Here is a 13,029-nt window from a genome sequence, read left to right as displayed (position 1 = left end):
TAAAGTGATACCCTGTTTTAGTTACGAGGTTTTTAAAGACAGGGTGACTTCCTGGACGCAAGGGCAACGTATATTGGGAGGGAGTATATCTGGGGTCACCATCGATGTCCCCTTGTCCCACCCAATAGCTGTTGCCTGTATGCAATCGACTCCCTTGCTCCATCCGAAATACCGATTCCCAGTTAAAATCTGCGATATCTGTGACATGAAAATCATACAACCTGCCCACAACATCGACAGGGACAGTCGCCTTTGCCACATGATGAGTTAAATCGAGGTTCGCATTGGTTTGCTCGCTCGGATTCTCAGGTGCATTTTCCGCAAATGTGCGCATCTCAACATCATAAAAGCCTTCGTCCACCCAAACGGGTAAATAAAACTCTGCTTCCTCTTCATAGCTTGCGACATCGATCCAAGTCCCTTTCGGATAAAAGGTCGTACGGAATACATCATACACATCAAACGGAAACTTCACTTGCTTGTTGCGCACATATTTGCCATAATCTCGTTTGCCATAACCTTTATAGTTCGTATGTTGCCCACTATTGGGTAAATGAACGGTAAACGGACGCTCCAAAATAATCGCGGAACGATTTTGTGCAGGCTCCGTTTTTTGGTTATGTGCCTTGTCGTCGGACACGAAAGGATATAACACTACAGGCGTATGTACGGTGACGGAATTGATCCCGTTGATTGGGTATTCCTTGTTTTCGCCCCCATTGATATTGCCTGACATCAGTCCATAGAAAATCGTACCACTACTTGGCTGATTTGCCTTGTTGGTTTTGGTAGTTGGAATCATATTGTAAGGGCTATATAAGACGTCCTTTCCGATTTGTGATGCTTGTTGAATGCGACCTGGCGTAGGTCCGCTTTCTTCGGTTTGCGCACCGTCCATGATCGTCGTGCTGTCAAAGGTGAAGGTGTCGTTGGTGACTTTCACTTTGTCTACGGCCTTTTCCGCATCTTCCTTAAATTCCTTACCAGATACATCCGGTCTCTCCGTGCCGCCAGTCTCCACACCACCATCTACATCTACACTTGAGGGAGGGTCAGGTGCTTTAAATCCTCCTGTTTCTTCTGTACTGTATGGAGGAGGTTCATAGTTTTGGGGACTGATTGAAATCTCTTCACCCTCAAAAGCATAGTTTTTGAGTTTTGCTTCATCGATTTGATAGACTTCTAGGTTGTCGATCACCCAATAGGCATAAGGACGCTCCACTTTATACGTTTTAGTCACCGTTTCTTCATCTGTTTGCGGATCGGGAACTTCCGTTTCTTTCCCATCGGCACCCGTGACCTTCTTTTTCGGGTCCCATTTCAAGGTGAACGTTTTATTGACTGTGACTTCAAACTCACACTTGCCTGTCATCTGAACAAATTTATTTTGAAACAAGTAATTTTTAGCGAATACATTTCCATATAAGGTCTCCGATGTCGGGATGCCTTGAAGCACATTAAATTGTTCGCCCCCACGTGCATCTGCTTTGATCTCAGCACGAACAGCAGGGTCTAAGTCTTTTCCGTCCACCGTTTGAGCAGGGACAGGGTCTGTGCATTTAGGGTCTGTTGGTGTCGGTTTGTCTTGTCCTTTTTTGTAATACACTTTTATACGATCTGGGTAGCGGTAAGTATTCGATTTAATTGTGTACTGATAAGCAGAGAGGTAGTACATCACTGAGCCATGCTCTTTCCCTGGGTGATCATAGAATTGAGTGAAATAAATATAAGCTCGACCAAGTGAAGGGACTTTTAAGTCATAAACTTCTGTAGTAGGATCTGTTGACCCAACACCAAATGGATATTTTATATCTGCTTTTTTCCAATAAACCTTCACGTTTGCTTCAGCATTATCAGGATCTATAATTGCCTTATTCAACTTCTTTAACGTTGTCTCACGATGATCAATTACATCTTCATGAAATCGATCTACACCAGGATACTTTTCACTCTTGTACGGCTCTTGCCTAGGAAAGTCAGCTCGGTGTTGTATAAATGTCCCAGGAAAAGCATCCATATTGCTACCTTTCTTCTTGGTTGGCTTCACTGCTTTATCAGGAAGTGGGTTATACCAACTAGACGATTTACTCATTACCCATTTTGTACCACTACGTTGAAAAGCAATACTGGCCCCAGAAGGTGTAATGTTATCTTTAGAAACTACTAATACTTCCTCTCCCGTCAGAGATACCTTGTTATTAAATTTTTGTTGTCCTACATATTGAGTCTTTACCAATTTAGTTCCCTCTAAAAACTCAATCTTGGTAATAATATTGCCTTGCCCTGCATCTTCATTGAGTTCTACCTTCATGGTTGGAAACGCAGTAAACACTCCATTTTGATACTCCTTTTTAAAGGTATCTGGTAAATCAGACAGTTTACCATCATATTGTTTATCTACTAAGGTTTTCTTATCTATGATTACTTTTCCACTTACCAAAAAATCAGATATTTTTTTAACTGGAAAAGACTGCTCTACTTCTTCAGCTGCATCAGTTATCGTTAATTCAATTAAATTCAGGGATGATAAAAAAAGAATAAAAACCATGAAAGCGCTAATTTTATTAATATATTTCAATCTTTTTTCGCTCTCCTATATCTTAGTTTAATTTTATTCCCCATTTATTTAGGACCATCTAGCTCTAATAAAACATTAGAATGATACCCAGCAGCACTACGATTAGGTGCATGGATTTCTATTTTTATTTTTTCCGTTCCCTTCCATCCGCTCTTAGGAACAATTAGTACTGGTAGGTCATTTAACTTTTTATGATAAACAGTAGCAGAAGTATTTAGAACTCCATTAAAAAATTGCTGTCTATCTGTTGGTTCGAAACCACCCAATGTGTATTGTGGGCCAAAAGAATTCGAGTAATATACATTGTTATCTTTAATTGAAATTTCTCTTCCCTTATAGTAAAGAAGATAACTACTTCTCCACTTATTCACTTGATTTTTAACAAGAGGAACTCCATCTATTGCTCCCCACCCATTATCCCAATAAAGTTCTTTCACCGGTGGTACCAGCTTCAAATTCGGATCATTCGGATCCTCCAAATCAATCGCAATTAAAGCATCGAGTACCCCTTTATACTTCCCATCCCTAGTTTCCACTGTCATTTTATCCTGTCTCCACAACTCCTCAATCGTCTTCCCCTTATAATCTTCTTCCTTCGTCACCATAATCTCAGGCATCACCGTAAATATATTTGTCCCATGCCAAGCTAACTCTGCACTACCTACTGCATATTTATCTACAGACAACTTCTCCCCATTTTTCACAGCCAAAATACGCTCAATAATCGTCACAGATTGCGCACGGGTCGTTGTCTTTGTTTCGCCAAGCTCTCCTTTACCTAGCCCTGTAACTAAGCCTGCTTTAGTCGCTAAATACATCCATTTACTATCCTCTTTTGCTTCTTCTCCAAGTCCTGCACGTACAGCAATGCGAGCCATTTCCTTACGGCTGATGACTTTATTCCAACCTAGATCACTATCTGAAAAGTCACTACTCACATATAACTTGTTTTCTTTTGCTACTTTTACAAAAGGCTCATACCACGTAGATGCTCCCTCTGTTTCAACAGGTAGCTTCATTGCCGTAACCACCATCTTCATAAACTCATCACGTTTAATTGCTTGCTCAGGCTTAAATACACCACCTGGGTAGCCACTTACATAACCTTTTTCAATTGCAGCCGTAATGCTTTTTTTCGCCCAATGTGTATCCTTCACATCTGAAAATGAAGTCACTTGCTGAGTCGTTACGTCAGACATTTGGCTAGTACTCTCCTGATCGACGTTATCTTTTTCCCCACTCTTTTCTCCACTAGTACGATCCTTGTCTGTCAGTTCTCCATTATTGCTTCTCTTCTCCACCGAGGTATCTAAACTAGTTTTAGTTGCTGTATCATTTTTCTCCACCGTTGTTGTTGATGTCGCAGAAGTACCTGCTTTCTCACTATCTAGCGCTTTCACTTCATTCCCATTACCCCAAAGTGCTCCTCCACTTGCAGCTACCAACGCCATCCCTAAAATAATACTAATCGCCTTTTTATTCATTTCTCTTCTCCTTTAAAATTAGATTTATAGTTAAGAACTCAAAAGTTTTGATTAATATCTAATATCTTCTCAAAAATTTCATAAAGCTCTTTAAAACGAAATTCTCTTTTCTTATTACTCCTTTAACTCTTCTGTAAATCCTGTAAATCCTTAAAATCTTTTAAATCCTTTATATCCTTTGAATCTCAAACTATGTATGCTGTTACACTAAGATGTTTGATCCTACTCTAGTTTCATTGATGCCATCTCTATAGTTTTTTTATTGCCCCTCCTATACTCTTCCTCCTTTTCTCCTAGGACACCATTCCCATCCACCTAAAATATTTCGACAAAATCTCCCTTTTCACCTCCTTCAATCAGGATAAATTGAGAAATACAGGAATCGGTGTACAATAAAAAGCACACCTTCCAAGACGAAGACAATAAAAAAAGCTCCCCCTTCGTAGTTAGGCCTAAACTGTAGACCATATCCTAACTACGTAAGAGAAGCATATTTAGTAAAACAAACTTATTTATACTTTATACTCCAAGCATTTAATTCTTCATCTTCATCGATAGATACCTTAATCAGGCCTTAAGCCTTCACCAACGCCTTCGTGCTTGCCTCAAACGCCGCCAACACCGCATCCTTGCCCTGCAAGCCTTCGCTTTCCATATGCTTAATCCGTGCTAGCATTTCTTTGTAATCGCTAGGAATGATTTTTACAAATTTGCTCACATATTGATTCCAATCATTCAAAATACGTTGACCTACAGTACTACTTGTATACTGCGTATGACGTGTTATCAAGCTGTGTAGAAGCTGGCGATCTGCTTCCTCTGCCACGTCCTCCAGCAAGATCATTTCCTTGTTGCAGCGTTGTTCTAAGTCACCTTGTTCATCCAGAACAAAGGCTATGCCACCTGACATCCCTGCACCAAAGTTACGCCCTGTACCGCCAAGGACTGTTACGACACCACCTGTCATATATTCACAGCCATGGTCACCAACACCTTCTACAACAATCTGTGCACCTGAGTTACGAACGGCAAACCGTTCTCCCGCAATGCCTCGAATATAAGCTTCACCAGAGGTTGCCCCGTAGAAGGAGGTGTTGCCTAAAATAATATTTTCCTCTGCAATAAAGGTTGCCTCAGGCGATGGCTTCACAATCACCTTACCACCTGATAAGCCTTTACCAGTGTAGTCATTAGCATCACCGATCACCGTCATCGTCATGCCAGCAGGTGTAAATGCACCAAAGCTTTGACCTGCTGAACCTTCAAAGGAAAACTGAATCGTATCCTCAGGCAAGCCAGCGGCACCATATTTGCGTGTCACCTCACTGCCTAACAACGTTCCCGTTGCACGATCGACGTTACAGATTGCAATATTTTCTACCTTCACCGCCTCACCATGCTCTAAAGCAGGTGCTGCCAGCGACAATAACTTACGCATATCCAACGTTTCTTCCAAGTTATGATTTTGCTGCTGTGTACAATATCTTACGGTATTCGCCGTATCATCAGATAAATCTGGCACATGAAGCAATGGCGCTAAATCGATCCCACGCTTTTTCCAATGATCTACAGCCTCAAGTGAATCCAGACAATCCGTACGCCCAATCATATCGTTTAAAGTGCGGAAGCCAAGCTCTGACATCCATTCACGCAAATCCTCGGCAACAAAGTTCATAAAATTAACTACATGCTGCGGGTCGCCTGTAAAGTTTTTACGTAATTCAGGGTTTTGAGTAGCTACCCCGACTGGGCACGTATCCAATTGACATACCCGCATCATAATACATCCAACAGCAACAAGTGGCGCCGTCGAGAAGCCATATTCCTCTGCACCAAGCAATGCAGCTACCGCAATGTCACGCCCTGTGAGCATTTTACCATCTGTCTCTAACACAACCCGATTACGAAGCTGGTTCATTAATAAAGTCTGGTGTGTTTCTGCTAGACCAAGCTCCCATGGCAACCCAGCATGACGAATGGAGCTTTGTGGAGATGCCCCTGTTCCTCCATCATAGCCACTTACTAAAATGACATCCGCGCGACCTTTTGCCACCCCAGCGGCAATCGTTCCTACTCCTGCTTCGGATACTAGCTTCACATTAATACGAGCGTGACGGTTTGCATTTTTCAGATCATAAATTAGCTCTGCTAAATCCTCAATTGAGTAAATATCGTGATGTGGAGGTGGAGAGATTAAACCTACCCCTGGCGTGGAGCCACGAACCTCAGCGACCCAAGGATATACCTTTTTACCTGGTAGCTGTCCTCCTTCCCCTGGTTTTGCCCCTTGTGCCATCTTAATTTGAATTTCATCAGCATTAACAAGATAGTTGGAAGTAACACCAAAACGACCTGAAGCGACCTGCTTAATTGCGCTACGACGAGAATCCCCATTTGCGTCAGGAATGAAACGTGCTGGATCTTCGCCACCTTCACCAGAGTTACTTTTTCCACCAATGCGGTTCATCGCAATCGCAATCGTTTCATGTGCTTCCTTGCTAATGGAGCCAAAGGACATCGCCCCAGTCTTAAAGCGTCGCATAATCGAAGCCGCCGATTCCACTTCCTCCAAAGGAATCTTTGGACCTACTGGCTTCAACTGTAGCATAGAGCGCAAAGTTAAATGTTTTTTATCTTCCCCTTGTGCCAACGACGTAAATTTTTTATATAATGCATAATCCCCTGAGCGTACGGCCTGCTGAAGTAAGTGAACCGTTTGAGGATTAAATAAATGCTCTTCTCCCCCACTCCGCCATTGATAATCTCCACTGGAATCCAGCACTTTATCTCGACCATCCTGAGAAGTGAAAGCACGATGATGGTGCTGTAACGCTTCCTTCGCTACCTCATCTAATCCAATGCCACCAATGCGCGTAGGGGTTAGCTCGAAGTATTCATTTATAAAGTCTTCATTTAAACCCACAGCTTCAAAAATTTGTGCACCACGATACGATTGGATCGTTGAAATGCCCATTTTGGATAATGTCTTTACGACTCCCTTGGTCGCAGCCTTGATAAAGTTATAAATAGCTTTTTCAGGGGTTATGCCTGTTAGCATCCCTTGCTTAATCATATGATGCAAGCTTTCAAAGGCTAAATAAGGATTAACGACATCCACGCCATAACCTAACAATAGCGCAAAGTGATGAACCTCTCTAGGCTCGCCAGACTCTAGCAAAATACTTACCTTTGTGCGCGTCTCCTGCTTCACCAAATGATGATGCAAGGTCGAAACAGCAAGTAGGGCAGGAATCGCCGCATTTTCCGCATCTACATCACGATCACTTAAAATAAGCACGTTATGTCCTTTGGCAATAACACGATCCGCAGATTCACACAGTGCAGTGAGTGCCTCACGTAAACCTGTTGCACCATCCGCAGCGTTGAACAAAATAGGCATACTCATTGCCTTAAAGCCCGGACGGTGAATATGGCGAAGCTTTGCAAAATCCTCATTAGATAAGATCGGAGAATTCAGCATAATTTGCCGACAACTCTCAGGGACAGGATTAAGCAAATCTCGTTCTGCACCAATGAGCGTCATTGTAGAGGTGACTAATTCCTCACGGATTGCATCAATAGGTGGATTAGTTACCTGTGCGAACATTTGCTTAAAGTAATTGTATAAGCGCTGGGTTTGCTCGGATAATACAGCTAACGGTGCATCATATCCCATCGATACAAGTCCTTCTCCACCTGTTAATGCCATCGGCTCTAGCACTTTTCGCAAATCCTCATACGTATAACCAAACGCCATTTGCTCTTGCGTAATGTCCTCATGATGTAAAGCAACCCGAGCAGGTGCTTCAGGCAAATCCTCAAGTGTAATCAAATGCTCATTAAGCCACTGTCGATAAGGGTTTTCTTTAGCAATGGATGCCTTAACCTCTTCATCTGAAATGATTCGTCCTTGCGCCGTATCGACAAGCAACATTTTCCCTGGACGCAAACGATCCTTATACAACACATTTTCCGCTGGAATATCAAGTACCCCTACCTCAGATGACAATACAATGATATCGTCCTTCGTCACGTAATAACGAGAGGGGCGCAAGCCGTTCCGATCTAGTGTAGCCCCAATCTGGACACCGTCTGTAAAGCCCATTGCAGCAGGACCATCCCATGGCTCCATCAAGGTACTATGGTATTCATAAAATGCCTTTTTATCATCGTCCATATCGTTTAAGTTAATCCAAGGCTCAGGCACCATCATCATCGCCACATGTGGCAGTGAACGTCCACTCAAATATAAAAATTCAAATGTGTTATCAAACATTCCTGTATCTGAACCATCTGGATTAATAATTGGCTTTAATTTTTCTAAATCATCTCCAAACACTTCACTCTTAAACAACGATTGGCGAGCATTCATCCAGTTCACATTACCTCGTAGTGTATTAATTTCCCCATTATGAATCATAAAGCGATAAGGGTGCGCACGTTCCCAGCTTGGGAAAGTATTTGTACTAAAACGGGAATGCACTAAAGCAATAGCCGACTCCAAACGTTCGTCTTGTAAATCAACATAAAATTGTCCTACCTGCTCCGTAGTGAGCATGCCTTTATATACTATTTTTTTGCTTGACATGCTTGGTACATAAAATTGATCGCCTTGCTCTATACCTTCTACACCACCATAACGAATAGCAAGCTCTGCACGACGACGAATGACATACAATTTGCGTTCAAATTCAAGATCACTTTCGATATCATAACTACGTCCAATAAACACTTGGCGGACAAATGGTTTTGCTGCTGATGCCGTTTTCCCAAGCATATCATCTTGATAAGGCACATCACGGTAGCCAAGCACCTCTTGCCCTTCTTCAGTAATGATCGAAGATAGTAGCGCCTCTTGCTGAGCCCGAAGTTTTTCATCATGGGGTAAAAATAACATCCCTACACCATATTGCCCTGCCTCTGGCAGCTGGAAGCCATACTCCTGCACAACCTCACTAAAAAAGGCATGTGGGATTTGTAGTAAAATACCTGCTCCATCCCCAGAGTTTGGTTCACTTCCTTGGCCCCCGCGATGCTCCATGTTACTAAGCATACGTAGTGCCTGACTCACTATATCGTGTGATGCACGACCTTTAATATGGGCAACAAAACCCATGCCACATGCATCTTTTTCAAAAGCAGGATCGTATAAACCCTGTCGTTGTGGAATCGCAGTATGTTTCATCATTTTCGCGCAACCTTTCTCTTCATAAATTGACCGCTATAGCTTTTCTTTTATTCTAACGGAAAAAGGTTGCGCTGTTTTTGCACTATCTTCTCATTCTTTTGCACAATTAAAATGAACTTTCTATCATTTTTTGTAACAGTGATGGCAAGTTTTTCATAAGTGGGTAAATTGACTCATAAACTTAGTGATTTTATTTTGTACTTTCTCTGCTTGCTCCGCATCATAATGTTGATTGTTAGGATCTAAAAAACCATGTCTTGCGTCAAAATCATAGACCTCTACCTGCTCTTTATGTTGAAGCTGCTTTATCGTGGGCTTTACGTCAAAGGAATCCTCCTTTGCAAACAGCAAAAGGGTTGGGCAAGCTGGGGTTAAATCGATGTAATCCCGAATGCGAGAGCCATAACAAGCAACAACTCCACCACACAGCTCATTTTCAGAACACCGCCAAGCTACGGTTGCTCCCACACTAAACCCTACAATAAATACATCAGCGTATTTTTCCTTCAAGCTTTTTAAAAGTTGTATTACATCAAGGTACACTTCAAATCCAACTTGATTAACAAAAAAAGAATAAGCTCGCTCAGATTCCTCATAAGCAAAGGGTGCACGATGAAGTAAGTTAGGACAATACACATCATATCCTGCGTCAAGCCACCGCTGATATTGATCTTCCATAAATGAGTTAACCCCGTAAATTTCATGTAATAGGATGACTGCCTGCTTGTGATTTGTTATGTACGTTTTCAATGGGATCGCTCCAATCTATATGATTTAAATTTGATTATATAAGCTTACGAAGTTAAATTTATTACATATTATCATAAGTAAATAAACCTAGTAGTGAACAATGAAATAACTTAGTTAGCAAATAATGAAACCTTTAGAACGGAGGTAATATAAATGAATTATGATTTTAACAGGGAGTGGCTTACAAAGAAGTTTGAAGAGATTAGAAGGCGTATACTTAAAGCGCTAGAGCAACTAGATGATGAACAAGTGAACTGGAGACCTGACGATATAAGTCATAGCATATCCACGTTGATCAGGCATGTCGAGGGTAACATCCAAGAAAGAATTATGAAAGGCATTTTACATCAAGATATTCAAACCAATCGTGACAATGCGCTTAAACAAACTTATGTAAAAAGGTATGAACTAGAAAAGATCATTCATGATAGATTCGAGCTAGTTGTTAATACAGTAAAAAATATAACCGATGAAGAGTTAGAACAGACACAATTAGTTAGAAGTAGAGAAAGAACAAATCTGGATATGTTGCATCAATGTGCAGCACATTATTCAGAGCATATGGGGCAGATATTTTATATTGCAAAGCAAATTTTACAAGAAAATTACAAGTCCACATCTATATAGTGTGGGGCACTCATCTCTATTATTAGCAACCAAATATAAAAAGGGTCGCTTCATAACAGTAAACCTGTTACAAAACGACCCTACAGCCAATTATAAAGTTAAAATTCCATCGTTAATAATTTGTTACTCACTTTGTTGCGTAAAGCTTATTTCGTATTTTCACGTCTGATCCCTGTATGATTAAACGTTTAATACTACTTCGCCACTCATATCTTCTTCTTCATTTTTATGGTGCGTAATGAAGTAAGTGAGTGTTAACGCTAAGCCAACTGCTGCAAAGATAAGTAACACGCCTACTTGGTGCCATGCAACACTGAATTGTCCACTTGAAATGATGGATTTATATCCAGTTACAGTGTATGTCATTGGTAAAATCTTGTTGAAGCCTTTTAACCAATCTGGGATTAGCTCCAATGGGAACGTACCCGCACTTGTTGTTAATTGGAAAATCAACATAAGAATCGCAATAAAGCGACCTGGATTTTCAAGCCAAGTCACAAGCGCTTGGATAATAAACATAAACGTAATACTCGTTATGAAGCTGAACAGATATAACATCGGCACGCTTTTTACTTGTAAACCTAAAATAGAAACAACAAACAATGCAGCTAAACCTGCTTGAACAGCACCCATTAATGTGAAGGACAGTGTTCTGCTTACAAAACGATTCCATGCTGTTGCATCTTGGGTTGTGGAGCTACGTGTTGGAACTACTAAAGTTGCAATTAACGCTCCGACAAATAATCCAAGTGACAAGAAGTAAGGAGAAAATCCAGTTCCGTAGTTTGGAACTTCATTGTATTTTTGTTCCTCTACTTTAACAGGTTCTGCAAACATCGATACCATTGCATCTGATTTCTTCACTTCTGAAGTTTTGGTTGCTGCATCATTTAATTTAGTAGCAAGCTCATCAGTTCCATCCGTTAATTTCACAGTGGCATCTTTAAGTTTTCCAGCCCCAGAATTAAGTTGTTTTGATCCATCTGCAATCGATGTAACACCATTCGTTAATGTACCCATACCTTGAGACATTTTGTTAATGGCTCCACTTAGTGTACCCGCACCAGTAGCAAGTTTATTGCTACCTGCAGCAGCTTCAGACAATTTACTATTAAATTGCGTTAAACCCGCAACCAATTTCCCTTGTCCCTCTGACAATTGTGTAGCTCCTTGTAGTAATGCTTGTTGACCTTGAGCAAGCTGCTCGCTACCTTGATGCAATTGACCTTGGGCAGCTTGCAGATTTTTGCTTCCTTGCAACAATTGCTGTTGCCCTTGTGTCACTTGCTCACTACCCGCAGCTACCGCCTGACTTGCTGCAAGCAATTTTTGGACTGCAGGGTTTTTAGCAAGGTCTGGACTTGCTTTGGTTAGTTGCTCTAGTCCTTGTGCAACTGATTTAGCACCAGCACTTACTTTTTCACTTCCTGCTACAGAAGCCTCTAAGCCTGCTGCTAATTTGTTGCTACCTTCCTGAGAAGCTGCTAAACCTGCATTTAGCTTGGTTGCTCCTTCAGAAGCGGATTGCAACCCTGCTTGAAGCTTTTGCACACCATCTTGCGCTTGAACAGCTCCAGCTTGAAGCTTTTGACCTGCACCTGCTAATTGATTTAGACCGTTTGATAAAGTACCTACGCCATTGGAAAGGTCGCCTGCGCCTTTATTTAACTTACCAACGCCTTCTTTCAATGGTGCTACTCCTGATGCTAGCTTGCTTGTTCCATTTTCTAATTTCGCAAGATTTTCTTTAAGCTTCTTTACACCGTCATCAATTTTGACGGCACCATCATTTAACTTAGTTGCACCATCACCTGCTTTGACTAAGCCGTCAGAAACTTCTCCAACCTTATCTAGCATCGCTTCGGCGTAAGATTCCGTTACTTTAGCTGAAACCTTTGCTCTAATCTGCTTCACCGCAGTACCACCAATTTGACCTGCAAGGAAGTTATAGCCTTCATTTGGCTCATAAATAATTTGAGCGGGCTGAGGAACATCATCCGTCAGTGTTGTTGCTTTAGAAGAGAAATCCTCTGGAATAATAATTGTCATATAATATTTATTATCTTCCATTCCCTTCTTGGCTTCGTCCCGAGAGACGAATTGCCAATCAAAGTCCTTTCCCTTTTTCAGCTCATCGACAAGGTTTTCTCCTACAGTAAGTGCTTTGTCATTGTAGGTTGCTCCCTTATCCTCATTCACTACGGCTACAGGAAGTTGATCCATTTTACCGTAAGGGTCCCAGAATGCATCCAAAAACATTCCGCTATAAAGCACAGGAATAAATAACACGACAATGATTGGAATAAACACTTTAGGTTTTTTAAAGGTATCCTTCATGTCCTTAAGAAAAACCGCTAATGATTTCATAATCTTCTCTCCTCGTTATGACTTAAACTCTGTAT

General features: G+C 41.4%; 6 protein-coding genes. 1 reads left to right on the top strand and 5 read right to left on the bottom strand.

All coding sequences use genetic code 11. The annotated features are described in order from the left end of the window. The 4 genes from ABE099_RS17095 to ABE099_RS17080 form a co-directional block, all read right to left on the bottom strand. A partial coding sequence (locus tag ABE099_RS17095; RefSeq protein WP_430032285.1) for a DUF5704 domain-containing protein occupies positions 1-2,578 on the bottom strand: 2,578 nt, incomplete at its 3' end. A 44-nt stretch (positions 2,579-2,622) separates the two neighbouring features. After that, positions 2,623-4,062 (bottom strand): S-layer homology domain-containing protein, encoded by a 1,440-nt coding sequence (locus ABE099_RS17090; RefSeq protein ID WP_430032284.1) that lies wholly within the window; start codon positions 4,060-4,062, stop codon positions 2,623-2,625. A 574-nt stretch (positions 4,063-4,636) separates the two neighbouring features. Then, positions 4,637-9,247, bottom strand: a complete 4,611-nt coding sequence (gltB, locus tag ABE099_RS17085; protein WP_430032292.1) for a glutamate synthase large subunit — start codon at positions 9,245-9,247, stop codon at positions 4,637-4,639. Positions 9,248-9,403: 156 nt separating this feature from the next. Then, positions 9,404-10,000: a dienelactone hydrolase family protein gene (locus ABE099_RS17080; protein WP_430032283.1), complete on the bottom strand. Its 597-nt coding sequence runs from the start codon at positions 9,998-10,000 to the stop codon at positions 9,404-9,406. 153 nt (positions 10,001-10,153) lie between these two features. Between ABE099_RS17080 and ABE099_RS17075 the strand changes: the two genes are divergently transcribed. Next, positions 10,154-10,627, top strand: a complete 474-nt coding sequence (locus ABE099_RS17075) for a DUF1572 family protein (protein WP_430032282.1) — start codon at positions 10,154-10,156, stop codon at positions 10,625-10,627. Between the two features lie 180 nt (positions 10,628-10,807). Here the strand turns inward: ABE099_RS17075 and ABE099_RS17070 are convergent, their stop codons facing one another. Next, positions 10,808-12,994 (bottom strand): YhgE/Pip family protein, encoded by a 2,187-nt coding sequence (locus tag ABE099_RS17070; RefSeq protein WP_430032281.1) that lies wholly within the window; start codon positions 12,992-12,994, stop codon positions 10,808-10,810. Positions 12,995-13,029: the final 35 nt, after the last annotated feature.

Source organism: Paenibacillus turicensis (genome assembly GCF_050461185.1).
In the GTDB taxonomy this organism is placed as follows: domain Bacteria; phylum Bacillota; class Bacilli; order Paenibacillales; family Paenibacillaceae; genus Fontibacillus; species Fontibacillus turicensis_A.
Note: the sequence above shows the minus strand (reverse complement) of the source record. Positions and strands in the feature narration are given on the sequence as shown.

What these genes read in the sequence shown, in the direction of transcription:
- ABE099_RS17075 (WP_430032282.1), top strand. Translation starts at nt 10,154, where the DNA reads ATGAATTATGATTTTAACAGGGAGTGGCTTACAAAGAAGTTTGAAGAG.
- gltB (WP_430032292.1), bottom strand. Translation starts at nt 9,247, where the DNA reads ATGAAACATACTGCGATTCCACAACGACAGGGTTTATACGATCCTGCT.
- ABE099_RS17090 (WP_430032284.1), bottom strand. Translation starts at nt 4,062, where the DNA reads ATGAATAAAAAGGCGATTAGTATTATTTTAGGGATGGCGTTGGTAGCT.
- ABE099_RS17070 (WP_430032281.1), bottom strand. Translation starts at nt 12,994, where the DNA reads ATGAAATCATTAGCGGTTTTTCTTAAGGACATGAAGGATACCTTTAAA.